The 25,699-nt window shown below is 66.1% G+C and carries 28 protein-coding genes; 19 read left to right on the forward strand and 9 right to left on the reverse strand.

The window, feature by feature from the left end; genetic code table 11:
• Positions 1-47: 47 nt before the first annotated feature.
• The 10 genes from rpsD to K3551_RS17075 all read left to right on the forward strand — a co-directional run bounded on the left by rpsD (position 48) and on the right by K3551_RS17075 (position 9,018).
• A complete protein-coding gene (rpsD, locus tag K3551_RS17030; protein ID WP_259916011.1) occupies positions 48-668 on the forward strand; it encodes a 30S ribosomal protein S4 in 621 nt (206 codons plus the stop codon).
• Positions 669-787: 119 nt separating this feature from the next.
• On the forward strand, positions 788-1,051 hold the full coding sequence (locus tag K3551_RS17035; RefSeq protein WP_259916015.1) for a hypothetical protein: 264 nt from the start codon (positions 788-790) through the stop codon (positions 1,049-1,051).
• A 427-nt stretch (positions 1,052-1,478) separates the two neighbouring features.
• Complete coding sequence (locus K3551_RS17040) at positions 1,479-2,213, forward strand: response regulator transcription factor (RefSeq protein WP_259916018.1); 735 nt, start codon at positions 1,479-1,481, stop codon at positions 2,211-2,213.
• A gap of 275 nt (positions 2,214-2,488) precedes the next feature.
• Positions 2,489-3,916: a homospermidine synthase gene (locus K3551_RS17045; RefSeq protein WP_259916019.1), complete on the forward strand. Its 1,428-nt coding sequence runs from the start codon at positions 2,489-2,491 to the stop codon at positions 3,914-3,916.
• A 142-nt stretch (positions 3,917-4,058) separates the two neighbouring features.
• Positions 4,059-4,955 (forward strand): alpha/beta hydrolase, encoded by an 897-nt coding sequence (locus K3551_RS17050; RefSeq protein WP_259916021.1) that lies wholly within the window; start codon positions 4,059-4,061, stop codon positions 4,953-4,955.
• 85 nt (positions 4,956-5,040) lie between these two features.
• Positions 5,041-6,267 carry an MFS transporter gene (locus K3551_RS17055; protein ID WP_259916024.1) on the forward strand — a complete coding sequence of 409 codons (1,227 nt, stop codon included), beginning with the start codon at positions 5,041-5,043 and terminating at the stop codon, positions 6,265-6,267.
• A gap of 38 nt (positions 6,268-6,305) precedes the next feature.
• Positions 6,306-6,956 (forward strand): peptide-methionine (S)-S-oxide reductase MsrA, encoded by a 651-nt coding sequence (msrA, locus tag K3551_RS17060; RefSeq protein WP_259916027.1) that lies wholly within the window; start codon positions 6,306-6,308, stop codon positions 6,954-6,956.
• Between the two features lie 525 nt (positions 6,957-7,481).
• Positions 7,482-7,805 (forward strand): helix-turn-helix transcriptional regulator, encoded by a 324-nt coding sequence (locus K3551_RS17065; protein WP_259916030.1) that lies wholly within the window; start codon positions 7,482-7,484, stop codon positions 7,803-7,805.
• A complete protein-coding gene (locus tag K3551_RS17070; RefSeq protein WP_259916033.1) occupies positions 7,802-8,212 on the forward strand; it encodes an SRPBCC domain-containing protein in 411 nt (136 codons plus the stop codon). The genes K3551_RS17065 and K3551_RS17070 overlap by 4 nt, the downstream gene beginning before the upstream one ends.
• Positions 8,213-8,421: 209 nt before the next feature.
• Positions 8,422-9,018, forward strand: coding sequence for a DUF2726 domain-containing protein (locus K3551_RS17075; protein WP_259916035.1), 597 nt, complete (start codon positions 8,422-8,424; stop codon positions 9,016-9,018).
• On the opposite strand, the gene hemB is transcribed toward K3551_RS17075, so the two are convergent.
• Positions 8,996-10,006: a porphobilinogen synthase gene (gene hemB / locus K3551_RS17080; protein ID WP_259916038.1), complete on the reverse strand. Its 1,011-nt coding sequence runs from the start codon at positions 10,004-10,006 to the stop codon at positions 8,996-8,998. The genes K3551_RS17075 and hemB overlap by 23 nt on opposite strands.
• A gap of 126 nt (positions 10,007-10,132) precedes the next feature.
• Here hemB and K3551_RS17085 point away from each other — a divergent pair, with 126 nt between their 5' ends.
• Positions 10,133-10,660 carry a component of SufBCD complex gene (locus K3551_RS17085; protein WP_259916041.1) on the forward strand — a complete coding sequence of 176 codons (528 nt, stop codon included), beginning with the start codon at positions 10,133-10,135 and terminating at the stop codon, positions 10,658-10,660.
• A gap of 43 nt (positions 10,661-10,703) precedes the next feature.
• Positions 10,704-14,216, forward strand: a complete 3,513-nt coding sequence (gene mfd, locus K3551_RS17090; protein WP_259916043.1) for a transcription-repair coupling factor — start codon at positions 10,704-10,706, stop codon at positions 14,214-14,216.
• On the opposite strand, the gene K3551_RS17095 is transcribed toward mfd, so the two are convergent.
• From K3551_RS17095 to ruvC, 7 genes are all read right to left on the reverse strand, one after another.
• Positions 14,213-15,457: a multidrug effflux MFS transporter gene (locus tag K3551_RS17095; RefSeq protein WP_259916045.1), complete on the reverse strand. Its 1,245-nt coding sequence runs from the start codon at positions 15,455-15,457 to the stop codon at positions 14,213-14,215. The two genes, mfd and K3551_RS17095, sit on opposite strands and share 4 nt — an antisense overlap.
• A 19-nt stretch (positions 15,458-15,476) precedes the next feature.
• Positions 15,477-16,124: a DsbA family oxidoreductase gene (locus K3551_RS17100; protein WP_259916049.1), complete on the reverse strand. Its 648-nt coding sequence runs from the start codon at positions 16,122-16,124 to the stop codon at positions 15,477-15,479.
• 96 nt (positions 16,125-16,220) lie between these two features.
• Complete coding sequence (locus tag K3551_RS17105; RefSeq protein WP_259916052.1) at positions 16,221-17,615, reverse strand: class I adenylate-forming enzyme family protein; 1,395 nt, start codon at positions 17,613-17,615, stop codon at positions 16,221-16,223.
• A gap of 168 nt (positions 17,616-17,783) precedes the next feature.
• On the reverse strand, positions 17,784-18,122 hold the full coding sequence (locus K3551_RS17110; protein WP_259916055.1) for a hypothetical protein: 339 nt from the start codon (positions 18,120-18,122) through the stop codon (positions 17,784-17,786).
• Between the two features lie 362 nt (positions 18,123-18,484).
• Positions 18,485-19,507: a Holliday junction branch migration DNA helicase RuvB gene (gene ruvB, locus K3551_RS17115; RefSeq protein ID WP_259916059.1), complete on the reverse strand. Its 1,023-nt coding sequence runs from the start codon at positions 19,505-19,507 to the stop codon at positions 18,485-18,487.
• 127 nt (positions 19,508-19,634) lie between these two features.
• Positions 19,635-20,294 (reverse strand): Holliday junction branch migration protein RuvA, encoded by a 660-nt coding sequence (gene ruvA, locus K3551_RS17120; RefSeq protein WP_259916062.1) that lies wholly within the window; start codon positions 20,292-20,294, stop codon positions 19,635-19,637.
• Positions 20,291-20,794, reverse strand: coding sequence for a crossover junction endodeoxyribonuclease RuvC (gene ruvC / locus K3551_RS17125; RefSeq protein ID WP_259916065.1), 504 nt, complete (start codon positions 20,792-20,794; stop codon positions 20,291-20,293). Before ruvC ends, ruvA begins: the two co-directional genes overlap by 4 nt.
• Positions 20,795-21,023: 229 nt before the next feature.
• Between ruvC and K3551_RS17130 the strand changes: the two genes are divergently transcribed.
• From K3551_RS17130 to K3551_RS17140, 3 genes are all read left to right on the forward strand, one after another.
• Positions 21,024-21,218: a DUF1127 domain-containing protein gene (locus K3551_RS17130; RefSeq protein WP_259916068.1), complete on the forward strand. Its 195-nt coding sequence runs from the start codon at positions 21,024-21,026 to the stop codon at positions 21,216-21,218.
• Positions 21,219-21,446: 228 nt separating this feature from the next.
• Positions 21,447-21,593: a DUF1127 domain-containing protein gene (locus K3551_RS17135; RefSeq protein ID WP_259916071.1), complete on the forward strand. Its 147-nt coding sequence runs from the start codon at positions 21,447-21,449 to the stop codon at positions 21,591-21,593.
• 193 nt (positions 21,594-21,786) lie between these two features.
• Positions 21,787-21,933: a DUF1127 domain-containing protein gene (locus K3551_RS17140; RefSeq protein WP_259916074.1), complete on the forward strand. Its 147-nt coding sequence runs from the start codon at positions 21,787-21,789 to the stop codon at positions 21,931-21,933.
• A gap of 3 nt (positions 21,934-21,936) precedes the next feature.
• Here the strand turns inward: K3551_RS17140 and K3551_RS17145 are convergent, their stop codons facing one another.
• Positions 21,937-22,821, reverse strand: coding sequence for a 50S ribosomal protein L11 methyltransferase (locus tag K3551_RS17145; protein ID WP_259916076.1), 885 nt, complete (start codon positions 22,819-22,821; stop codon positions 21,937-21,939).
• A gap of 112 nt (positions 22,822-22,933) precedes the next feature.
• Between K3551_RS17145 and K3551_RS17150 the strand changes: the two genes are divergently transcribed.
• The 4 genes from K3551_RS17150 to tolQ all read left to right on the forward strand — a co-directional run bounded on the left by K3551_RS17150 (position 22,934) and on the right by tolQ (position 25,698).
• A complete protein-coding gene (locus K3551_RS17150; RefSeq protein WP_259916078.1) occupies positions 22,934-23,581 on the forward strand; it encodes a hypothetical protein in 648 nt (215 codons plus the stop codon).
• On the forward strand, positions 23,578-23,973 hold the full coding sequence (gene ybgC / locus K3551_RS17155) for a tol-pal system-associated acyl-CoA thioesterase (protein WP_259916080.1): 396 nt from the start codon (positions 23,578-23,580) through the stop codon (positions 23,971-23,973). The genes K3551_RS17150 and ybgC overlap by 4 nt, the downstream gene beginning before the upstream one ends.
• A 55-nt stretch (positions 23,974-24,028) precedes the next feature.
• A complete protein-coding gene (locus K3551_RS17160; RefSeq protein ID WP_259916085.1) occupies positions 24,029-24,802 on the forward strand; it encodes a type VI secretion protein in 774 nt (257 codons plus the stop codon).
• A 197-nt stretch (positions 24,803-24,999) separates the two neighbouring features.
• The gene (gene tolQ, locus K3551_RS17165; protein WP_259916087.1) at positions 25,000-25,698 is read left to right on the forward strand and encodes a protein TolQ; all 699 of its coding nucleotides are present in this window, start codon (positions 25,000-25,002) and stop codon (positions 25,696-25,698) included.
• Position 25,699: the final 1 nt, after the last annotated feature.

Genomic DNA, 25,699 nt, shown 5'->3' on the forward strand with positions numbered 1-25,699 from the left:
ACAACGCCCTTCACGCCCTTCGGGGCACTTGAGAAGGAGATCAGACGGTGACCAAACGCACCTCTGCCAAGTACAAACTCGACCGCCGTATGGGCGAAAACATCTGGGGCCGCGCCAAATCCCCAGTGAACCGCCGCGAATATGGCCCCGGCCAGCACGGTCAGCGCCGCAAGGGCAAGATGTCCGACTTCGGCCTGCAGCTGCGCGCCAAGCAGAAGCTGAAAGGCTACTACGGCGACCTGACCGAAAAGCAGTTCAAGCGCATCTTCGTCGAAGCCGCCCGCGTCAAGGGTGACACCGGTGAAAACCTGATCGGCCTGCTGGAGCGTCGCCTGGACGCCGTCGTCTACCGCGCCAAGTTCGTCGCCACCGTTTTCGCTGCCCGTCAGTTCGTGAACCACGGCCACGTGGAAGTGAACGGCAAGCGCGTCAACATCCCGTCCTACCGCGTGAAGGAAGGCGACGTGATCTCGGTCCGTGACAAGTCCAAGCAGCTGGCCGTCGTGCTGGAAGCCGTGCAACTGGCCGAACGTGACGTCCCTGACTACATCGAGGCCGACCACTCCAAGCTGACCGCGTCCTTCGTGCGCACGCCGGGCCTGGGCGACGTGCCCTACCCGGTGATGATGGAGCCGAACCTGGTCATCGAATACTACGCCCAGAACTAAGGCGTCGACATTCGCCAACGGTTTGAAAGCCGCCCCAGATCGGGGCGGCTTTTGTCATTCTGTGCTCGGCTGTCAGGACCGCGCAGAAACACCAGGATAAAACCCTGACCCTCAACAGGTTGACCGACATCACCGACAGCCTCGCCTCCGGGTTGGGGACCGCCATCTGGCAGAAAGCCGTCGATACTTGCAGCGACGCAGGCATATCCGCCCTGAACGTCGCCGACCTGGATCGCACCACCCAGCAGGTGCTCGGGCGATCCAGTTCCATGACATCGCCCTGGCTGACCGACGACATCCAGCAGGAGTTCGTGTGCGTCGATCCGATGGTGCAGACCGCCCTGCGTCGGGCGGACCTCTGCAGGTCGCTGCAGCCCGGATGACGTAAGACAAAGCCCCAAGCGACAAGGCCTTCGAACTGAACCATCAGCTTGGGGACGCGGGCTGTATGCATATACGCACAGAGAGTCATTTCGCCGCTGGCACGGATCCCAGCCGCGTCATCACGGTTGCTTTCGGCACCGATACCCCGATCCCGGATCATTTACGGCTGTTGCTGGCGGTTACCGTGCGTACCCATGTCACCTTTGACCGGCGACGAAGGGCGCGGCAACCAAGGCGTCTGCGTCACCAGACGACAGACGGGCCGTCCGGTCGGGGTCCGGCCCTCATGTGCGAACCGCCGCAGACGGGGACGACCCGTAGATGGTCCCGCACCTTCAGGACTGGCTTTCTCTTTGCATGCCTTGGACTTGGATCATAACCTGCGGCCCATGCAGCTGCGGTTTCCCCATGCTTGAAAAGACCACGATGCAGGCCCTTCTCGATGCGTCGGAGACGATGGCCCTTCTGAAGGACGACGCCGAAATCTGGGCGGTCGCAACCGCGCTGGCGTCGCGGTTCGGGGCGAAGGCGCTCAATATCGGCGCGGGGTCCCTGTCGTCCGGCGAACTTCTGTGGATGCGCAGCAACATGAACAATGCGTGGCTGGACGACTACGTTTCGCAGGGGTTCATGACCCTGGATCCCTTCGTGGACGGTGCCACACGTCTGCAACCCGTCAGCTACCGCGGCGGTGTTCTCACGCGCGCCGACGCAGGCAGCACCGCGGCCTTCGAGTTGAACCACCAGATCCACGAGGCCGGTTACGGGTTCTGCTACGGCACACCTTTTGCGGGCTCGCACCCGGACGACGGCGGGATGGTGGTGTTGGGCTTTGACGCCACAGAGGCCGACCGGTTCAGCCCGGCCCGCCGCGCGGAGGTCCATCTGCTTTCGACCGTCATCGCCGCGGCCGTGCCACCCCCCGTCACGGCCCGCGCGGCCGGGATGGTGCATTTGCCGGGCACCCGCCTGACCCGGCGCGAGCGGGAGGTGCTGCTGTATCTTTCCGACGGGCATGGCAACGAGGAAATCGCTCGGCGCATGGGCATCAGCGAGGCTACCGTGCAAAAACACCTGCGCGCCGCGCGCGAACGGCTGAACGCGCAAAGCCGGGAACAGGCGTTGGCCAAAGCGTTGCGCATGGGCCTACTTCACAGATAAGGCTGTAAAATTAAGCACTTTGAATGAAGTTTTTTGCCCGACATGCCGAATGCCCATCCCGCCCCTTCGGGTCTGTGCCTGTGGTTGATCGCAATCCGGTATCGTCGCTGCCACATGCGCGCGCAGGCGGCGGGCCGGACAATCCAGCCGACCGGGTCTGGCGCGGCTGCGACCGGTTCGCACGACCGCCGTCGCAGACATGGGTTGCCCCACTCTAACATTCCATTCGGCCCCCAGATGGCCTATGCGCGCCCTGAGACTGCAGGAGGATTCCGATGACCGAGACTTCGTCCCACCCCGTCCACGCCCGCATTGACGGGGCCGTGGTGATGATCGGCTTCGGATCCATCGGGCGCGGGACGTTGCCTTTGATCGAACGGCATTTCGACTACGACCGCGATCAGTTCCTGGTCATCGAACCTGCCGACAAGGGCTGCGAGGAGCTGCGCGCGCGCGGCATCGCCCACCGCCAGGTCGCGCTGACACCCGAGAATTATCGCGAGGTGCTGGGCGAGGTTCTGACCCCCGGCAAGGGATTTTGCGTTAATCTTTCGGTAGATACGTCTTCTCTGGATCTCATGAAGTTCTGTCGTGAAATCGGAGTGCCCTATATCGACACGGTGGTCGAACCCTGGGCAGGGTTCTATTTCGACGATCGCGAAAACGCGGCGCGAACCAATTACGCCCTGCGCCAGAAGGTCCGCGACGAAAAGGCCGCCAACCCGGGCGGGACCACGGCGGTCAGCTGCTGCGGCGCAAATCCGGGCATGGTCAGCTGGTTCGTGAAGGCCGCTTTGCTGCGTCTGGCCAAAGACATCGGCCGCGATGCGACGACACCTACCAACCGCGAAGGCTGGGCACGTTTGATGCAGTCCCTGGGCGTCAAAGGTGTCCACATCGCAGAACGGGACACCCAGGCCCGCCGCACGCCGCGCCCCCGCGACGTCTTTGTAAACACTTGGTCTGTCGAAGGTTTTATCGCCGAAGGCTTCCAACCGGCCGAGTTGGGCTGGGGCACGCACGAGACCTGGCTGCCAGAGAATGCGCGCCGTCACGGAACGGGATGTCAGGCCGCGATCTGGATGAACCGGCCTGGTGCGATCACGCGGGTGCACAGCTGGTGCCCGACACCGGGGCCGCAGTTCGGGTTCCTGGTCACGCACAACGAAGCGATCAGCATTTCGGACTATTACACGGTCGGCGAAGGGTCATGGCCCGAATTCCGGCCGACCTGCCACTATGCCTATCACCCCTGTGACGACGCGGTCTTGTCGCTGCATGAGATGTTCGGCTCCGGCAAGCAGCAGCAGGTGCATCATATCCTGTCCGAGGACGAAATCGTCGAGGGTATAGACGAACTGGGTGTTCTGCTTTTTGGTCATGAAAAGAATGCTTTGTGGTACGGGTCACGCCTGTCGAACGCAGAGGCGAAATCCCTGGCCCCCGACCAGAACGCGACCGGTTTGCAGGTCACCAGCGCGGTGCTGGCGGGGATGGTCTGGGCGTTGGAAAACCCGAACGCGGGCATTGTCGAGACCGATGAAATCGACCACGCCCGCTGTCTGGAAATCCAGACGCCCTACCTGGGCCCGGTCGAGGCGCATTTCACAGACTGGACCCCGCTGCAGGACCGGTGGCAGCATTTCCCCGAAGACATCGACGAGGCCGACCCCTGGCTGTTCCGCAACGTGCTGGCCAGCTGACTTGCCCCGTTTTGGGGGAAACCCGGTGGTTGGTTTTCACGGTTTGGGGTAACATGTCCCGGCGCACAGACGGGACGGCACGGATCGGCTAGACTGCGGTGGGCGGGCGACAGCACCCGCCCCTTCCGGAGGTCACGCGCTCATGTTCAAGCCCATCGAATTTCCCTCCGGTCCCGCAACCCTGCGAGGTCGGTTCTACAGCCATGGTCCGGGCCTGCGCCCGACGGTGGTCATGGCGCACGGGACATCCGCCACGATCACCATGGCGATCGACGCCTACGCCGAGGCGTTCCATACGGCGGGCTACGATGTGCTGCTCTATGATCACGCAGGATTTGGCATCAGCGGCGGCATCCCCCGGCAAGAGATCAACCCCTGGGTTCAGGCACGCGGCATCCGTGATGCGGTGGCTTTCCTGCGCGCGCAGGACGAATCGCGCGAGGTGATCCTCTGGGGGGACAGCTATTCCGGGATGATCGTCCTGGTGGCGGGGGCCCTGATCCCGGACGTGGCCGCCATCATCGCGCAGATCCCCGCCTGCGGGCCGGCCTTGCCAGACTGTGCCGCCAGCGACGATGCGCTGGCGGCACTCGGCCGTATCCTGGCAGAGGGGGACGTAAGCGGGTCGGAGGCGGAGCGGGTCGGACCGCTGCCCGTCGTCTCGGCCGACCAGATCAACGCCCCCTCGCTTTTACAGCCGATCCAGGCGTTCCGCTGGTTCATCGAATACGGCGGGCGGCACGGATCGCGGTGGCAGAACCAGGCCACGCGGATGATCCCCGCGACCGAGGTGCCGTTCCACCCGATCCTGACCGCGCCCTATCTGACGATGCCCACGTTGGTGATGGTCGGGCAGGATGATGAGATGGTGCATTGCAATCCAGCCGTTCAGCGCGCCGTCTACGATGCCCTTGCCGGACCAAGGGACTGGATGGACATCCCGGGCGGGCATTTTGGCCTGATCTGGCATCCGGGGCCGATCTTTGATCAGGCGGTGGCTGGACAGCTGGCCTTTCTGCGTGGGCATGTCGCGCCCTGACGCGGGCCGTCTGCGCGTCTGTCGAGGCGCGCGTCTTCACGGATCGTCAATGGACAGGGACGTGACACCGGTCTAGCTGACGGCCATGCGCCTGTTCCCCCTGTCCCATGCCCATGACCTGCCGGTCTGGCGGCGCCCCGAAGCAATGCTGATGCTGATGGCCTTCGGGATGCCCGTGGCCTTTGCGACCTGGTCGGCGTTGCTGAACAACTTCACGATCGAAGTGGCGGGCTTCGACGGGTCTGACATCGGCTGGCTGCACACGGTGCGGGAAATCCCCGGGTTCCTGGCCGTGGGGGTCATCGCCATCATCATCTTTGTGCGCGAACAGGTGTTGGCGTTGATCGCGCTGATCCTGCTGGGGGTGGCGACCGCGCTGACGGCGCAGTTCCCGTCGCTGGGCGGAATTTTGACGATCACGCTGCTGTCGTCCATCGGCTTTCATTACTACGAGACCGTAAACCAGTCGCTGCAGTTGCAATGGTTGCCCAAGGATCGCGCACCCAGGATGCTGGGCATCCTGCTGTCCATCGGATCTGCCGCGACGCTGGTGTCATATGGGTTGATCGTGCTGACCTGGCGGGCCTTCGACCTGTCGTATGACCTTGTCTATTGGGTCGCCGGCGGGTTCACCACGGTGATCGCCGTGGCCGCGTTCTTTGTCTATCCGCAGTTCGAAAGCCCGCATCCACAGGTCAAGAAGATGATCCTGCGCCGACGGTACTGGCTGTATTACGCGCTGCAGTTCATGTCGGGCGCGCGGCGGCAGATTTTTATCGTCTTTGCAGGCTTCATGATGGTCGAGCGGTACGGCTTGGACGTCCATCAGGTGACGCTGCTGTTCATGGCAACGCTGGCGATCAACATGGTGTCTGCGCCGCTGGTGGGCCGGGCCGTGGGCCATTTCGGGGAACGCGCCGCGCTGATCCTGGAATATGCCGGGCTGTTCACGATCTTCGTGCTGTATGCCGCGCTCTATGCGTTTGACTGGGGCGTCTGGGCTGCGGCGCTGCTGTATGTGACGAACCATATCTTTTTCTCGCTGGCCTTGGCGATCAAGACCTACTTCCAGAAGATCGCGGCCCCCGGCGACATCGCCCCCACCGCTGCCGTGGCCTTTACGATCAACCATATCGCGGCCGTGTTCCTGCCCGCCTCGCTGGGGTATCTGTGGCTGACCTCGCCTATGGCGGTCTTTGTGCTGGCCGCGGGCATGGCGCTGGTATCGCTGGGCCTGTCGCTGCTGGTGCCGCGGCACCCGGTCGAGGGGCACGAAACCGTGCTGGCCCGAGGACTGGCGGCGGCGGAGTAGCGGCCCCATATATCCGTCAGACCCGACAGGAGGATACGATGTTCAATCTGCTGCGCAAATCGCCCGAGATGGTCACCGCCGACGCGGCCCTGCCCGGCCGCCCCACCCCCATCCCCACCGCCGAGACGCACCATGTCTTTGGCCGCCCGTTGTCGGGCGAGGTGCCCGACGGCATGGCCGAAGCCATGTTCGGCATGGGCTGTTTCTGGGGCGTGGAGCGGATGTTCTGGACGCTGCCGGGCGTGCATATGACCTTGGTGGGCTATGCAGGCGGCCACACCGAGAACGCGACCTATCAGGAGGTCTGTTCCGGTCAGACGGGGCACAATGAGGTCGTTCGGGTGATCTATGACCCGGAGGTCATCCCCTACGAGGCCCTGCTGCGCGTGTTCTGGGAAGGCCACGATCCGACGCAGGGCATGCGGCAGGGCAATGACCGTGGGACGCAGTACCGGTCCGGCATCTATACCTACACCGAGGCGCAGGCCGCCGCGGCAAAGGCCACCAGGGATGCCATGACCCCGCGCCTGCGTGACGCCGGCCTGGGGACGATCACAACCGAGATCCTGCCCGCGCCCGCGTTCTATCACGCCGAGGATTACCACCAGCAATACCTGTCGAAAAACCCCGGCGGTTATTGCGGGATCGGCGGCACCGGCGTGACCTGTCCGATCGGCACGGGGGCCTAGGCCCCCACAACCGGTCCCAGCGCCACAGGTCCGGACGGCGGGAAGCTCCGCGTTCGGTGTCGACCCGTGCCGGGGCGTCGTGCCTGATCGTTTACCGGATCATCACCGTGCTCCGACCCGGCCCGCCGTTGGCGTCGACGGCAGGACCGCCGATCCCGTGCCGCCTGGGACCGGATCTTGTCGCGACGGGGGCTGTCGGTCGCCGGTTCATCGACCACGCCCGCCTGGCACCGTGATCGCGCATCATTCCCGGCGCGTCAGCCTGCGCGCGCAAACCCTGCGACCCGGCAGGCCGATCAGCAGACATGGCTATACCCAGATCTACCCCGGGCCATATCCCGGCGGGATCGGGAGCCGTTCCCCCCGCCACGCTCTGACGCCGCGGCGATCAAACCGACCCGCGAGAGAGGGCGATGGTCGGACATTCGGGCGGCTTGACGTGATACCCCTAGGTATCATATTAAAAGGATACCAAATGGTATCACAAGGACACCCCATGCCCCCGCCATGCAAGAACATCCTGCGATGACTGCCGCCCGAGAACAGGCCGGGTTCCGCGCGCTCTCGGATCCGACCAGACGGGAGATCCTGCGGATCCTCGCGCGGTCCGACATGACCATCGCCGAAGTGGCCGAGAATTTCGACATGACCCGCGCCGCCGTGAAAAAACACCTGTCCGTTTTGTCCGATGGCGGCCTCATCACCGTGCGCGCCGCAGGTCGCAGCAAGGTCAATGCGCTCAACCCCGACGGGCTGCGGCGGGTGGTCGATTGGTTCGGCTACTTCGACGCCTTTTGGGACGACCGCCTCGCCCGCCTGAAATCCGAGATCGAAAAGGACGCCCAATGACCAACCGTACCCTGCGCAAGACGATCTACCTGCGTGCCACACCAGAAACCGTCTGGGCCTATCTGACCGATCCCGACAAGCTGTCCACGTGGTTTCATGCCCCAAAGGCACCGCTGGTCGAAGGCCGGTTCGAGATGTTCGGCACCACATCCGGCGATCTGCTGATCTGGGGCGAGGTCTTGCGGGCAGAGCCGTTCCGGCACCTCGACTACAGCTTCACCGTCAAGCCCATGGGCGATGCCGTCAGCACCGTGCGTTGGACCCTGACCCCGGTGGAGGGCGGAACCGAACTGGCCCTGATCCACGAGGGGTTGCCGCATACGGCAGAGGCCTTCGATCTGACCTTGAACCTGGACAAGGGCTGGGACGACCATCTGGGCCGCTTGCGCGCCACGCTCCACGGCTGAGCGGACCGGGCGGCGGCCCCTGCCCCGCCGCCCGATCTTCTTCTCGGCCCAAATACTCAGATCCGACAGGACGGTCGGCGCCACGGACGGCCATGATCCGACCGATTGACGCCAGGCACCGAACGAATGGCCCCGATCCCGTCCCATCATCGTCAGACGGATGCACCATTCCACGGCGAACCTCGTGGGACGAAATCTGCGTGGGCCCCATGATTCAAGATGACATCGCCATTCCTGCCATCGCGTTTATCGCGGTGGTCTTCGTCCTGCTCGCCAAGGCAGGTGGGCGGTCACGCGGGGGCAGGTCAAAGTCGACGACCGTGGCCGCCAAATCCTCTGCGATGGATGGATGCCAGGTTCGGACCAAACCGATCATGAGCACCGAACAGGGGCGCGTCCACGAAATGTTGATCGCCATCCTTGCCGACAGGAATGTCTACCTGTGCCCGGAGGTCAGCCTCTCTGCGGTGTTCACCCTACGCCACCCCGGCGACAGCAACAAAGCCTTTGCCGCGCGCGGCACGTTTAGCCAGAAGTACGTGGATTTCCTTGTCACCGATCACCGCCACCTGCCGATTTGCGGCATCGAATACCATGGCTCCGGCCATCGGGGCGGAACGTCAGAGATCCGCGACGCGGCCAAGCGGCGTGTGTTCGAGATGGCCGGCCTGCCCCTTGTCGAAGTGGAAAAAGGTGTGACGGCCGAAACGCTCCGCGCGCGGGTGGAAGGTGTGCTGCCGGACAAGGTGCGCAGGCGGGTGCCGTCACCGCCGGGCCGCGCCCCTAGTCCCAACCGGCGCGGATAAGGGTGGCGGCCTCGGGGGCGAAGTAGGTCAGCACGCCGTCGCACCCGGCGCGGCGGAAGGCCATCAGGCTTTCCATCATCGCCTTTTCACCGTCGATCCAGCCATTGCCCGCCGCCGCCCGGATCATCGCGTATTCGCCGCTGACCTGATACGCATAGGTCGGCACCGCGAAGGCGTCCTTCACCCGGCGGCAGATGTCGAGATAGGGCATGCCCGGTTTGACCATGACCATGTCCGCCCCCTCGGCGATGTCGCGGCCCACGGCGCGCAGCGCCTCGTCGGCGTTGAGCGGGTCGAGTTGATAGGTTTTCTTGTCGCCTTTCAGCGCGCCGGATGCCCCCACGGCATCGCGGAACGGTCCATAGAACGCCGAGGCGTATTTGGCGGCATAGGACATGATCGTCGTATGGATCAGTCCCGCCTCTTCCAGAGCGGCGCGCATGGCCCCGATGCGACCGTCCATCATGTCCGACGGCCCCAGAATATCGGCCCCGGCCTCGGCCTGGGCCAGGGCCATCTTGACCAGCGCCGCGACACTTTCGTCGTTCACGATCTCTCCGCCCCGGACGATACCGTCGTGGCCCTGCGCGTTGTAGGGGTCCAGCGCGACATCCGTCATGATCGCAATGTCGGGCACCGCCGCCTTGATCGCGCGGATGGCGCGGTTCGACAGGTTTTCGGGGTTCCACGCCTCTTCGCAGAGGTCGGTCTTCAGCGCCGGGTCCGTATAGGGAAACAGGCAGATCGCCCGGATGCCAAGAGCGTGGGCCTCGGCGGCGGCTTCGACGGTCAGATCGACCGAGCGGCGGATGACGCCGGGCATCGACGGCACCTCCTGCGTGGTGGCGCAGCCGTCGCAGACAAACACCGGCCAGATCAGGTCGTCGGTCGAAAGCCGATCTTCGCGAGACAGCGCGCGCAGGGCGGGCGTGCGGCGCATCCGGCGCGGGCGTGACAGGGGGAAGGCGGGGGGATGGGATTTGGACATGCTCGACCTTCCTGTGACACTCGGGCATCGGTGCCACGGGCGGCCCTGCCGATCAACCCGCCCCCCTTGCATTCCCACCCGCCGCCGGGCGACACGGGGGCAAGAAACGATACGACAGGCCCCTCCTTGGATCTTTTTTGGCTGGAAAGCGCGTTCGAAGTCATCGACTTCCGCTCCTTCTCGAACCTGTGGTTCTGGATCGCGCTTGCGGCGCTGTGGTCGACGGCGTCCCACTGGGCCGTGGGCGTGCCCTTTGACACCGTGCGGCGGGCGGCGCGTGGCAACGCGCAGGCACTGCACGACATGGAAGTATTGGCCAACATCCAGGCGCGCAGATTGCTGTTCATCGCCGACGCGACGGGGCTGATTTCGACCGCATTGACGTTTTTCACGGTGACGATGCTGTCGTTGCTGGCCTTCCTGTACTGGGTGGAATTCGCTCAGGCGATTCTGCTGCTGTTCCTGCCGATGATGCTGGTGGCCTGGCTGAACCTGCGCACCGCGCGCCAGATCGAAGGGCTGGACCCCATCGACCTGGGCAACCTGCTGGCGGCGCATCGCAAGCAGGTGCAATTCGTCGGCGTGATCTCGATCTTTGTGACCTCGATGTTCGGGATGTGGGTCAATCTGAACCAGAACGTGCTGGGCGGCTGACCCCGCCGGTTGACATGCCCCCCCGGTCGGTTACCTGACGGCCATGCCAGACACTGTGCCCGCCCCCGAAGAGCCCGCCGTGACGGCGACTGCCCCGCTGCCTGCGGGCCACATCCGCGTGGGGGGCGCCCCCGAGGGGTTCGACGCCCGCGTCCTGCTCAAAGAACTGGAACGGGGCCGCCCGGTCGTGCACGTCGCCCGCGACGACAAACGGGCCGAGGCCATGGCCGCCGCGCTGCGGTTCCATGCGCCGGGCACGACAGTCGTTCGGCTGCCTGCCTGGGATTGTCTGCCCTATGACCGGGTGTCGCCTGCCGCCGACGTGTCCGCCGCGCGGATGTCGACGCTGACCGCGCTGGCCCATGGTTTGACGGGCAAGTTCATCTTGCTGACGACGCTGGGCGCGGTGACGCAACGGGTGCCGGCGCGTGCAACGCTCAAGGGTGCGGGCTTTGCCGCCCGCGTGGATCAGCGCATCGACGAGGCGGCGCTGCGCGATTTCCTGGTGCGCATGGGCTTTACCCAGACCCCCACGGTGATGGAGCAGGGCGACTGGTCGCCGCGTGGCGGCATCATCGACATCTGGCCACCGGGGGAACCTGCGCCAGTGCGTCTTGATCTGTTCGGCGACACGCTGGACGGGCTCCGGCGCTTCGATCCGGTGACGCAGCGCACGACCGAACAGCTCAAGATGATCGAACTGGCCCCTGTGTCGGAGGTCATTCTGGACGGCCCCGCGATCACGCGGTTTCGCCAGACCTATCGCATCGAATTTGGCGCGGCGGGCACGGACGATCCGCTGTATGAGGCGGTGACCGCGGGTCGCAAGGCACAGGGGATCGAGCATTGGCTGCCGTTCTTCCACGAAACGCTGGAAACGCTGCCCGACTTTCTGCCCGATGCCGCCTGGGTCATGGACGACGCCAGCCTTGCGCATCACGCCGACCGCTGGGTGCAGATCCTGGACATGTACGACAATCGCCGCGAGGCGATGAAAGCCAAGGGCCGCGTCGACAGCGTCTATAAACCCGCGCCGCCCGACGGTCTGTATCTCTCGCCCGAGGCCTTTGGCGCGGTGCTGACCGGCAAGCGGGTGCTGCATCTGTCCCCGTTTTCCACCGCCCCCGGCCCTGGCGTCATCGACGCAGGCGGGCGCGCAGGCCGGTCGTTCGCGCCCGAGCGGCAGCTGGAGGCCGTGAACCTGTTCGAGGTGCTGGCCGAGCATATTGCCGAGAAGCGGCGCACCGGGGCCGTCGTCATCGCCAGCTACTCGGGCGGGGCGCGCGAACGGCTGCAGGGCCTGCTGGAGGATCAGGACGTCGCCGGGGCCCGCCCGATCAAACGCGCGTCCGAGGTCGCCTCCGGAGAGCTGGGCCTGGCCATCTGGCCACTGGACCGGGGGTTCGAGGGGCCCGTGGGCGACGGCCGCCTGACGGTGATTTCCGAACAGGACGTGCTGGGCGAACGGCTGATCCGCGGCAAGAAAAAGAAGCGGCGGGCCGAGAATTTCCTGACCGAGGCACAGGCCCTGTCGGTGGGCGACCTGGTGGTGCACGTGGACCACGGGGTCGGTCGGTTCGTCGGGTTCGAGACGGTCGACGCGGCAGGCGCGCCGCATGAATGCCTGACGCTGGAATATGCGGGCGGGGACCGGCTGTTCCTGCCGGTCGAGAACATCGAACTGCTGTCGCGTTTCGGCTCCGAGGAGGGGCTGCTGGACAAGCTGGGCGGCGGGGCCTGGCAGGCGCGCAAGGCCCGTCTGAAGGAACGCATCCGACAGATCGCGGAACGGCTGATGCGGATCGCGGCGGAACGCGCGCTGCGCCGCGCCCCGATGCTGGAGGCGCCGGCGGATATGTGGGAAACCTTTGCCGCCCGCTTCCCCTACGAGGAAACCGACGACCAGATGCAGGCCATCGAGGATGTCGCCTCCGACCTGGGGTCGGGCCGCCCGATGGACCGGCTGGTGGTTGGCGACGTGGGTTTCGGCAAGACGGAAGTCGCGATGCGCGCGGCCTTCATCGCCGCCGCCACGGGCAAGCAGGTGGCGGTGATCGCGCCCACGACCCTGTTGGCGCGCCAGCACGCCAAATCGTTCTCGGACCGGTTCCGGGGGCTGCCGATGGTGGTCCGGCAATTGTCCCGCTTTGTCACCCCCAAGGACGCGACGGCGACCCGCGCGGGCATCGCAGACGGCACCGTGGACATCGCCATCGGCACGCACGCCTTGCTGGCAAAACAGGTCAAGTTCGCGGACCTGGGGCTTTTGGTCATCGACGAAGAGCAGCATTTCGGCGTTTCCCACAAGGAACGGCTCAAGGAGATGCGCAGTGACGTTCACGTCCTGACGCTGTCCGCGACACCGATCCCGCGGACCTTGCAGATGTCGCTGACGGGCGTGCGCGACCTGTCGGTGATCGGCACCCCGCCCGTGGATCGCCTGGCCATCCGCACCTACGTCAGCGAGTTCGACGCCGTCACCGTGCGTGAAGCCCTGCTGCGGGAACACTATCGCGGCGGGCAATCCTTTATGGTGGTGCCCCGGATCAGCGATTTGTCGGAAATGGAACAGTTCCTGCGCGAACAATTGCCCGAGTTGAGCTACGTCATCGCCCACGGCCAGCTGGCGGCGGGCGATTTGGATGAACGGATGAATGCCTTCTACGACGGGCGTTACGACGTATTGCTCAGCACGACGATCATCGAGTCTGGCATCGACATCCCCACGGCCAACACCATGGTCATCTGGCGGGCCGACATGTTCGGTTTGTCCCAGCTCTATCAGATCCGGGGCCGGGTCGGACGGTCAAAGACGCGGGCCTATGCCTATCTGACGACGAAGCCGCGCGCCAAGCTGACGCCGCAGGCCGAACGTCGCCTAAAGGCATTGGGCTCGATCGACGCATTGGGCGCGGGGTTCAACATCGCCAGCCAAGACCTTGATTTGCGTGGGGGCGGCAACATCATCGGCGAAGAGCAATCGGGCCACATGAAGGAAGTCGGGTTCGAATTGTACCAGTCGATGCTGGAAGAGACGATTTCCAAGCTGAAGGCCGGGGCCGCCGATCTGCCCGATGCCCTGTCGGACGATTGGTCGCCGCAGATCAACCTGGGCGTGCCGGTCCTGATCCCCGAAGGCTACGTGCCCGACCTGGACCTGCGGCTGGGGCTTTACCGGCGACTGTCGGGTCTGGACCGCAAGGTAGAGCTGGAGGGTTTTGCCGCCGAGCTGATCGACCGGTTCGGCCCCCTGCCGCGTGAGGTCAATGTCCTGCTGCGCGTCGTTCGCATCAAGGCCATGTGCAAGGCCGCCGGCATCGAAAAGCTGAACGTCGGTGCCAAGGGGGCGACCGTGGAATTCCACCAGAACCGCTTTGCCCGGCCCGAGGGCCTGGTGGCCTTCATCAAGGACCGCAAGGGCACCGCCAAGATCAAGGGCGACAAACTGGTCGTCCTGCAGGAATTCCCGAAGGAAGGGGACCGCATCAAGGGCGGCTTTGCCATTGCCCGCGATCTGGCCGTGCACGCGGGCACGGCCAAGGTGCGCGCCGACTAGCGGATCTTTTGCCCGACGTGGGGATCGGTCAGTTCGGCCGGTTCCTCTTGCAGCCGCGCCGAGAGCCATAGCCCCAGGAGCGCGCAAACGCCCACGCCCGCAAAAAGCGGCAGGGGCGTGCCATCGAAGGCCAGCCCGATCGGGGCCGCGATCACCACCGCCAGGACGGTCGACACGGCAGAAATGATCGAGGCGGCCATGCCTGCGATATGCCCCATGGGCTGCATCGCCACCGCCTGCACGTTGCCGATGGTCAGGCCCGCCAGGCAGAAGGCGGCGACCTGCCAGATCACGAACAGGGGAAAGCGCGGGGCCTGCGGCAGCACTCCGCTGGCCCAGACCCCTGCCAACACCAGTGACAGCGCGGCAAACCCCGCAAGCGCGGCGCGGATCATCCAGATCATCCCGAGCCGCCCTACAACCCGCGCGTTCAGAAAGCTGGCCGAAGCGGAGATGATCGCCACGAGACCGAACCAGAGCGGAAAGCTGTCGGCGCGGTCAAAGCTCTGGTCGTAGACCTGCTGCACCGAAGAGATCGTCGCGAACAGAATGCCGAACACCAGCGTCTGCACCAGGATCGCGCGGCGCACGTTGGCGTGGGCCACGACCTCTTTCGCGGCGGTGGTCAGGCGCGACAGGTTGAGGGGACGACGCTTGTCCTCGGTCAGGGTTTCCGGCTGACGCAGGGCCAACCAGCCGCCGGACACGATGGCAAAGACCACAAATGTCACAAACACCCCCCGCCAGTCGAACCCCGCAATGATCATGGCCCCGATCAACGGCGCGATCGCGGGCACCAGTGCGAAGGTCATCATCACGAAGGACGACACCCGCGCCATGTCCCGCCCGGAATAGAGGTCGCGGATCATCGCCTGCGCCGCGACGCGCGGACCACTGGCCCCCAGCCCCTGCAACACGCGGGCGGCCAGCAACATTTCCAGCGTGGGCGCGATGGTGGCAAGCGCCGCGCCCACGCAGTAGATGCCGGCACCGATCAGCATCACGCGCTTGCGCCCAAAGGCATCCGACAGCGGCCCGGCGAAAAAGGTGCCGATCCCCATCCCGAACACGAAAGACACGATGACCAACTGCGCCACGTTGGGATTGTCGGGCGACAGCTCTGCCCCGATACGTGGCAGAGCGGGCAGCATCGCATCGATGGAAAAGGCGATGGTCGCCGACAGCATCGCCATCAGCATCACGAATTCCGGCAACGACAGCCGGCGTGTGGGCGCGGTCATCGCAGGCGCGGGCGGGGGCTCATGCCTCCGCCGCTTTCAGCTGCTCGGCGATGTCATCGATCACCTGGGCCCAAAGCTCCGGCGGCTGGGCACCGCGCAGCACGTGTTGATTGGCCAGCACGAACGTCGGCACCCCGGTCACGCCGCGTTCGCGGGCGTGTGCATCGCGGGCGCGGATGTCGGCGGCATCTGCATCGGATGCGAAAAGCCGTGTCAGCATCTCCGGGTCCATGCCCTGGTCTGCCCCGATCCGGACCAGGGTGTCGATGTCGCCGATGTCCTGACCCTTTTCGAAATAGGCCTGAAACAGAGCGGTCGCGACCGGGGTCTGGCGCTGTTCCAGCCCGGCCCAATGGATCAACCGGTGCGCGTTCAGCGTGTTGGGCGTGCGTTTGATCCCTTCGAAGTCGATCTTCAGGCCTGCTGCGTCGGCGGCCTCGACCACGGGGGCATAGGCGCGGACGGCCCCGTCCTTGCCTCCGAACTTCGCCTCCAGGTAGGCGCGGCGATCCATGCCGTCTTCGGGCATGTCGGGGTTCAACTGAAACGGGTGCCATTCCAGCGTAAAGGGATGCTCGGCATGTTTTTCCAGCGCCCGGAACAGGTTGGCGCGGCCGATGTGGCACCAGGGGCAAATCGGATCGGACAGGATGTCGAGCTTGACCATGGCGGTCTCCTTTCGGGCGGGCTGCGCGGCGGACCCTATGCCCCTGCCCCTGCGGGCGAAACCCCGATTGCAGCGACCCCGCCTGTGCGCGGACGCTCAGGCCAGGGCGCGGCGGATCAACTTGCCGTTGGCGTTGCGCGGCAATGCATCGCGCCGCAGCCAAAGCCGCGGTTGTTTGTACCGAGCAAGCCGGGCGGCAGCATGGGCGTTCGCCGCCGCCTCATCCAGCGGGGGGCCGACATAGTAGGCCGCCAACACGATGGCCCCACCCGCCACCTGCACCGTGCCCACCGCAACATCCGCAACCGGCAGATCGGCCAAGGCGGCCTCTACCTCCTGCGGGGACACGCGGTAGCCACCCGGGTTCAGCAGATCGTCGCGCCGCCCTTCGTGGATGATGGCGCCGTCGGGCAAGGCATGCACCCGGTCCCCGGTGTCGAACCAGTCGCCCGCAGGGGTCACCGGCGCGCCATCCTGCCAATAACCCAGCATCAGCCCCGGATCGTCGGTGGCCACCAGCAACCGGTCGCCGTCGATACGGATGCGGCGGCCCGGTTGGGGATACCCTGTGCTGCCTTCGGGCGCAGGCCGGTCGGGCGCGCCCGAGATAAAGGTGGAACATTCCGACATGCCCAGCGCCTCGTGCACGTCGGTGCCCGTCGCCACCTGCCAGTCGCGGCGCAGCGCGGGCGGCAGCCGTTCCCCCGCAGATAGCCCGTGCCGCAAGCGCGGCGTGGCGGGCCATTCGGTGCGCAGCATCCGCCGGAACACGCCGGGCGCGGCGGCAAAGATCGTGGCCTCTTCGCGCGCGATCAGGTCCGGCAGCGCCTCTGCGCGGGTGTCCTCTGCCGGGATGATGGCCGTGGCCCCGACGCTCCAGGGATCGAGCAACCCGGTGCCCAGCGTATAGGTCCAGTTGAACGCCCCCGCGTGCAGAACCCGGTCGTCGCGTGTCAGACCGTACCAGCCGTCATGCATCATCGCCCGCGCCCGCACGGCGCGATGGGCATGGGCCACAGCCTTGGGCACGCCACCGGACCCTGAGGTAAAGACAATATAGCCCAGACGGTTCTCATCCCCCCGGTGCCAGGCCTCGAACGACAAAGGGGCGGCATCGAGGTCGGCGGGCGAGACTTGGCGCAGATCCTCGGGAACCGCGATCCCCTGCTCGGCAACGGTCAGGGCGGGGGTCACACGCGCGGCCATTTCGGTGATCTCGGACGCCGTCAGTTGAGCGGAGGTCGGCACCGGCACCAGCCCGGCCGCACAGGCAGCAAGATAGGTGATGGGGAAATCGGGCGTATTGCCCAGGCGCAGCAGGATCCGCGCGCCCTGTGGCAGCGCGCGCGCACGAAATCCGCCCGCCCGCGCCTCTACCGCACGCAGCAGAGCTGCGTGCGTCAGGCGCAGCGTCCCCGGCACGATCAGCGCCGGGTGATCCGGGCGCGCGCGGCCGGGACCTAGAACATGGGCGGCTAGGTTGAAGCTCATGCGTCGGAGCTAGCGAGTGGCCCGCCTTCGATCAACTGCCAACACGAAAGCGACCCCCGCCGAGCGAATGCTCTGACGGGGGGCGCGTGCGTGCAAGGCACTTCGGGATGGGGGACAGGCACGGTCCGGGCGGGGAGGCACCCGGACCGCGAGGGGGTGGCTAGTTGATCAGTCGTCCAGCTCGCGCTGACGCTCGATCTCGGCGAAGATGTCGGCGTTGTAGGCCGGGGTCGTGGCGACCAGCGTTGCGCCGTTCTGACCGGTGAAGTCGTTGGCCACGTCGGCGTCCGAGTTGAACAGGGCAAAGATCGCGCCCAGACCGCCCGAGCGGCTGGAGACGACGACCCGGTCGCCATCCAGGTTGATCAGCGAGACCGCGTCGTTGGCGACGTTCACGTCCTGGTTGAAGTGCGCGATGGCGGCGGCAGCGCCCGATCCGACTTGGGCAGAGGCGGCACCGGTCAGAGCGGCGGAAGCGACGAGGGCGGAGATGATGAGGGTTTTCATAACGTTAGTCCTTTTGCGGTGGACCCTGTGGTTGCGGCGGGCCCGTTTGGGTTTGGTGCGGGGCGCGGTGTGTGTTGCCCTGCTGATGAACCCTATTTGCGCCTTGCGGACCTGACATTCAACAAACGAACCCGTGAGTATCACGCGATAAACGTGCACATATGCACAGACACATCTCCGCCCCGCACCCCCCTCACGCCCGCGCGACGAGGCCTCACGCGGGCGTTATCGAACCCTGCGAAACCGCAACAAATCTGAGGGGACAGGTCGCGATGACGGGGTGAGTCGGACGCTCGGGGGGAGTCGGCCTACGCCGACGGGAAGAAAAATCCTGACGCAGGGGCCGAATGACACGCAATCGGTCAGCTGCCGAACAGATCGTCCTGCCCACGCGGCGCATCCAGCCCCAGATGACGCCATCCCTTGTGCGCCAACATCCGCCCGCGTGGTGTTCGCGCGATCAACCCCTGTTGCAACAGGAAGGGTTCGATCACCTCTTCCAGCGCATCGCGGCTTTCGGACAGGGCGGCGGCGATGGTTTCGATGCCCACCGGCCCGCCCCCGTAATTCTCGGCGATCAGCGACAGGTATCGGCGGTCTGCCCCATCCAGCCCGAGGTGATCGACGCCCAGTCGCGTCAACGAGGAGTCGGCGATCTCGTGTGAAACCGTCCCGTCGCCCTCGACCACGGCGAAGTCCACCACCCGCCGCAGCAGACGTCCGGCAATGCGTGGTGTGCCGCGGGCGCGGCGGGCGATCTCGCGCGCGCCGGTGTCGGTGGCGGGCGCTCCCAACAGGCGCGCGCCGCGTGTGACGATCTGGTGCAGCTCATCCTCGGTGTAGAACTGCAACCGGGTCGGAATACCAAAACGGTCGCGTAGCGGTGTGGTCAACAGGCCCAGCCGCGTCGTCGCGCCAACCAGTGTGAAAGGCTGCAGGTCGATCCTCACGGTGCGCGCCGCTGGCCCCTCGCCGATCACGAGGTCCAGGGCGAAGTCCTCCAGCGCGGGGTACAGCACCTCTTCGACCGCAGGGTTCAGGCGGTGGATTTCGTCAATGAACAGAACGTCGCGCGCCTCCAGGTTGGTGAGGATGGCGGCAAGGTCGCCGGCCTTGGCCAGAACCGGGCCAGAGGTCATGCGGAACCCCACGCCCAATTCGCGCGCCATGATCTGCGCCAAGGTGGTCTTGCCCAACCCCGGAGGGCCGTGGAACAGCACGTGGTCCATCGCCTCGCCACGCATCTTCGCGCTTTCGATGAACACGCGCAGGTTGGCGCGGGCCTCGGCCTGGCCGATGAACTCCGACAGGGTCTGTGGCCGCAACGCGCGGTCGTCGGAGATCTCTGGCGCGGAGGGGTCCAGCATCGGGTCGCGATCCATCATTTGTCCTGTCTGTCCCGGTTTGAATGTGAGGCCAGGCACCGGCGCGCGCCCGGTCGCCGCACCAAGGGATCAGCCGCGCCCCCGGCCCCGGCCCGGGCATCGCGCCTGACTGTCCTGCGCGCCGACATCAACCGTCCTTCGGGGCCAACAGGCGCAGGGCCGCGCGGATCATCTCCGGCGTCTCGACGGCCCCTGCCTCCGCCGCCTCTGCCACCGCACGCACGGCGTCGGACGGGCCGTAGCCAAGGTTGGTCAGGGCCGAAAGCGCCTCCGCCTGCGCGGCGGCCGAGCCTTTGGGGGCCGCGGGCGGTGTGGTCGGGGCCGCCGCCTCCGGCACGGGTGCTGCGGGGTCGATCAGCGGATCCTCCCCCTCCATCAGCATCATGGCGGGGGCCTTGCCCTTCAACTCCATGATGACGCGCTGCGCCGTCTTGGGGCCCACGCCCTTGGCCGCCTTGATCGCGGTGGCATCGCCCAGCGCGATGGCCCGCGCCACGCCTTCGGCACCCAGCGCGCCCAGAATCGCCAGCGACCCTTTGGCCCCGATCCCCTGCACCGAGGTCAAAAGCCGGTGCCATTCGCGTTCCTGCACGGTCAGGAACCCGAAAAGTTGCAACAGATCTTCCCGCACCAGCAAGTCGGTCCAAAGTGCCACGGGTGTCTTGATCGGCGGCAGGACCGCGATGGTGCGGTCGGACACGTGCACGACATACCCCACACCGCCCACGTCCAGCAGGACCTGATCCGTTCCCTTCCAGTCCAGCCGTCCGGTCAGCCGGCCGATCATGCGCCCGCCTCGATCGCGGCGGCCAACTTGCCCGCCGTCTGCAAGTGGAAGGCATGGCAAAGCGCGATGGCCAGCGCGTCGGCGGCATCGGGGCTGTCGGGTTTACAGCCCGGCAGCTGCATCTGAACCATGTGGGCGACCTGTTGCTTGGCCGCAGATCCGGTGCCCACGACCGCCTTTTTGATGGTGGATTGGCCGTATTCGCCGACCAGGATACCGGCCTGCGCCGGGACCAGGACCGCGACGCCCCGCGCCTGGCCCAGTTTCAGCGTGCCGGTGCCATCGCGGTTGACGAAGGTCTGCTCCACCGCCGCCGCATCGGGGGCGTGTCGGATCACCACGGCCGACAGGCCCTTGTGCAGGTTCAACAGCCGGGTGCCCATGTCGCGCCCCTCGGGCCGGACGGTGCCGTTGGCGATGTGGCGCAGCCGTGGGCCGTCGACGTCGATGATGCCCCAGCCGCAGTTCCTCAGCCCTGGGTCGATGCCCAATACCCGCATGTGCCGCCTCGATGTTCGGTTCTTGTTCCTGCCTGCCTAACATGTCTGTGCGCATCGGCAAATAGTCCGGGTGTATTCGTGCGCCGCCCATGCGTTGCGCGCATATCGGCCATGTCAGCTTGATATTTGTGCAGTTTGAAAACTGTCCCTATCTGGGCCTCAAGGCACCAATAGCGCCCTCTCTTTTCAACCGACATGGCAGATTGCCACCAAACTCAGGATCGCCCCGATGGCCACCTTCGACCTCTCCCGCCCCGTTCAGCCGGTTTTCGGCTCCTCCTTCTCCAACCTCTTTGGCTCCGTTCTGGCCTGGTACGAGCATCGCGCCACCGTGCGTTCGCTGCAGCAGCTGTCGGACCGCGAACTGGACGACGTCGGCCTGACCCGCGAGACCATCGCTCAGTTCGGCGATATCCGCCGCTAAGCGACCTCGGGCCGCGTTGCCGCAACCTGACGCTCCCCGTTGTTCAACGCCCGCTTCCCCCCGGAAGCGGGCGTTTTTCATGCGCCATCCGCGCCGATGCTGCGCGGCAGCATGAATAATGCGGCTATGCAGAAAATGCAGGTGGGCTTTGCCAGCCCGGCATTTGTAACTTCGGGCGCGCGGGCGCATCTCTGGGTCAACGGAAACATTCGACCTCAGGAGAATATCATGGCCGACCGCATTCACACCGCCCTCTCCGTCCTGTCGCAGCGCATCCGGCTGCACGCCACGCGCAAGGCGCTGTATAACCTCGATGAGCGGGCGCTGTCCGACATCGGCTTCAGCCGCGCCGACGTGGCCCTGCGCCTGGGCTAAACCCTGCTGCAGGCACGCCTTGCGCCCGTCACCCCACCTGGGATGGCGGGCGTTTTGTTTCTTGTCAGATACTTGCCGCGATCATCCGGCCATGCAGGCATTGCAGGCGGGCTTTGCAAGGGCGGCAATTGTCCCGCCCCAAATCACGCCCAAGTGTTGGTCAACAGAAACGAACACCCCACAGGAGGCCCCCATGGCCCATCACATCCAGACCGCCTTCGCGCAGCTTTCCACCCGCGCCCAACGCCGTGCGGCCCGCCGCGAACTGCGCGCGCTCGACGACCGCTCGTTGGAGGATATCGGCCTCAACCGTGCCGATATCGAAACGCGGTTCGGCTGACCCTCAGCGCCGCAGCGTCAGCGTGGTCCAGTCGCCCAGCTCCGCCCGCCGGACCAGCGACAGCCCCGCCGCCTCATAGGCCGCGACGACCTCGTCGGCCTGGGGGTTGAGGATCCCGGACAGAATCACATGGCACCCCGGCGCGGCATTGGCCGCCATGTCGGGGGCCATGTCGATCAGCGGTCCCTTGAGGATGTTGGCAAAGATCAGATCGAAGGGGGCGTCGGTCAGGGCCGCGTGACCAAAGCCCGCCGCCTCGACGCAATCCACCGCGCCCTCCATACCGTTCACGCGCAGGTTGGCCAGCGCCACCTCCACCGCGACCTCATCGATGTCAGAGGCGATGACATGCGCGTCGGGAAACACCCGCGCTGCCGCCATGGCCAGCACGGCGGTGCCCGCGCCGATATCGGCCACCCGCGCGGGGGTCGCCCCCTCTGCGATCAGGGTTTCCAGCGCCAGCAGACACCCCTGTGTCGTGCCGTGATGCCCGGTCCCGAAGGCCATCGCCGCCTCGATCAGCAGGGCCACGCGTCCCGCGGGCACCTTGTCGGCATCGTGGCTGCCGTAGACAAAGAAGCGCCCGGCCGCGACCGGCTGCAATTCGCGGCGCACATGGGCCACCCAGTCGGTCGGCGGGATTTCGGAGACGACAAACGGCTTCGCCCCATAGGCCGCCGCCAGAACGGCCAGGGCCGTCTCGTCCGGGGCCTCGGCGAAATAGGCACCGACTTCCCACAGGCCGGATCCGTCCTCCATCTCGAAGACACCGACGCCGTCCGGCTCCAGCGCGTCTTCCAGCTTTTCGCCCAGGGCTTCGGCGGGTTCTTTGCCGGTCAGGGTGGTCAGGGCGGTCCAGCTGGCGGGGGTGATGGTGTCGTCGGTCATGGCGGGGGCTCCTCGCGCGGGTTGGCCGGGGCCTAGACCGGGCGGGCGCGGGCGTCCAGTGCCCCGGGGACCACGGCTGGACGCCCGGCGCGCGCCGTGGCACCCCTGCGCCATGACCGATGACGCCCTGACCCCGCTTTCCGCCGCTGCCATCGAGGCGCTGTTCACCCGATCCGACGGCAGCTACCTGTTTGCCCGCTGGGGCCGCCCCATCGCCCCCGTCGTCTTCGGCGTCGAGCCGGAGACCGTCGCCATCCTGAAGGCCGCGATCGAGGCGATCTGCGTGCTGACCAACCACCGCATGGCCGAAACCGACCCGGAGTTGGGCGCGAACCTCATGGTGTTTTTCATCCGCGACTGGGCGGAATTGAGCGAAACCCCGAACCTGGACCGGTTGATCCCCGACCTGGGCCCGCTGGTCGCGCGCCTGCAGGCGGCAGAGGCCAACCAATACCGCATCTTTCGATTCGACGAAGGCGCGGCGATCAAGGCCTGCTTCAGCTTCATCCGCATGGATGCGGAGATGTCCGAGGTGCCCGCCGACACGCTGGCCCTGCACCAGATGGTGCAGGCGGCACTGCTCTGGTCGGACCGCGCATTCGCCGACGCGTCGCCGTTGGCGATGCTGGACGGACGCGCGGTGCTGCGCCCGGACGTGGCCGACCTGATGCGTGCGGCCTATGATCCCGTGATGCCCGCCATGGCGCAGGACGCCAGCCACGCCCTGCGCCTTGGCGCGCGGGTCGGGCGCGTGCAATGACCCCGCACCGCTGGCCGATCCGCGTCTACTACGAGGACACCGACCTGGCGGGGATCGTTTATCACGCCAATTACCTGAAGTTCCTGGAACGCGCGCGGTCCGAAATGGTGCGCGACGCAGGGATCGATCAGGCCGCGATGCGGGCCGAGGGCCTGGTTTTTGCGGTCACCCGGATTGAGGCCGACTATCTGTCGCCGGCCCGCTATGACGATGCCCTGGTGGTCGAAACCGGGATCACCCGTCTGACCCCCGCGCGATTCGTTCTGAGGCAAGAGGTGCGGCGCGATGCGGCGCTTTTGTTCCAGGCTGTCGTGACCGTGGCCTGCCTGGATCTGACCGGGCGGCCAAAGCGTTTGCCCGCCGCTGTTCACAGGCAATTCGCAGGCTCTTAACCGGACCTTAGGGCTTGATGCGTCAGACTTCGTCCGACTCATGTCGGGAAGGTCCATGCTCGCCGCGCTGATCCTGTTCTTTACGCTGTTCTTCGCCGCCCCGGCTGCGGCTATGGCCGATCCCTGCGCGGGGGCAAGCCGCTGGACCCGCGACCGTTGTCTTGTGCAGGCCGCCCAGATCGGTCCGGACTGCGCGCGCATCGGGGGGGGTGGGGCGCGGCTGGCCTGCTGGGACCGCCTGCACCGCCTTGCGAACTGTCCGCAACCCGCCGGCGATCTGGACGGGCTGCGATGTCGCACCGCGCCGCTGGGGCCGCTGCGGGATGTCGTTTTGACCTCTGCGCGGGCGTCCTGGCAGGTAGAGGACTCGGCCTCCGCCTTTGGCGACGCCAGGAATGTGTTCCTGTCCGTTGCAAGTGACGGGCCCACCACCTGCGGCCCACGCGGCCGCGCCTCGCTGATCCTGCGCTGTCTGGACGACCGCACCGCCGCCTATGTGATCCACGATTGCAGCACACCGCGCATCGGCGACGACGGCTGGGCGGCGGATCTGCGCATTGGCGACGATCCCGTCACCCGCGCGCGCATGACGCCGACGGCGGATGGCACGGGGTTCGGCCACTTCGACTATCAATCCGCCCGCACCTTGATCGAGGATCTGCTGGACCACGACAGCCTGCACCTGCGCTTTGCCGACATCGAAGGGCAGAGCAGCGAGTTGCGCTTTCCCGTGGCGGGCCTGGCCCAGGCCCTGCCCGCGCTGCGCCAGGCCTGCGGCTGGTCGCCAGTCGCGCCCTGGAACCGCCCCACGGCCCCTCCGCCCCCCTGACGCCGAAGCCCGCCATCCCTTCTGAAGCCGAAGAAGAGGATAGGGATCGTGCGCGCACGCACGCCTGCGCGCGTGCCCGCGCCTGCGACAATTCGCCGACCGCTGGCGGCATCTCGCCAAGGCTCTTTCAATCTGTTAATGTCCTTCCCAATTACGCGGTCGATAACGACCCGAACAACGAAGGACGGGCAGTCCACATGGAAACCGAAGTGTTGGCCGCGGCCAGCGAGATCGACTTTTCGATCTGGGCCTTGTTTTTGCGCGCGACGATCGTCGTGAAGCTTGTGATGATCGCGTTGTTCGCCGCATCTGTCTGGGTCTGGGCCATTTATATCCAGAAGGTTCTGCAATTCCGCCTCGCACGGTCGCGTGCCGCCGCCTTTGACCGCGCCTTCTGGTCCGGGGAACCGCTGGACGAACTTTACGACCAGATCGGGGAAAAGCCGCGTTCAGCGTCAGAGCGGATCTTTGCCGCCGCGATGACCGAATGGAACCGATCCCACCGGGATGACGGCGGCCTGATCGCTGGCACCCAGGCGCGCATCGATCGCACCATGGATGTGGCCATCGCAAAGGAACGGGATCGCCTGACCTCGGGTCTGACCTTTCTGGCCACGACCGGGTCGACCGCGCCCTTTGTCGGGCTGTTCGGCACGGTCTGGGGCATCAAGCACGCCTTTGAGCAGATCGCCATCAGCCAGAACACCAACCTGGCCGTGGTCGCCCCCGGCATCGCCGAGGCGCTGCTGGCCACGGGCATCGGCCTGGTCGCGGCCATCCCCGCGGTGATCTTCTACAACAAGCTGAACCGCGACGCCGACCGTATTACCGGCAATTACGAGGCCTTCGCCGACGAGTTCGCCACCATCATGTCTCGTCAACTGGACGCCGCCTGAC

The sequence above is a fragment of the Jannaschia sp. M317 genome, assembly GCF_025141175.1.
Taxonomy (GTDB): Bacteria; Pseudomonadota; Alphaproteobacteria; order Rhodobacterales; family Rhodobacteraceae; genus Jannaschia.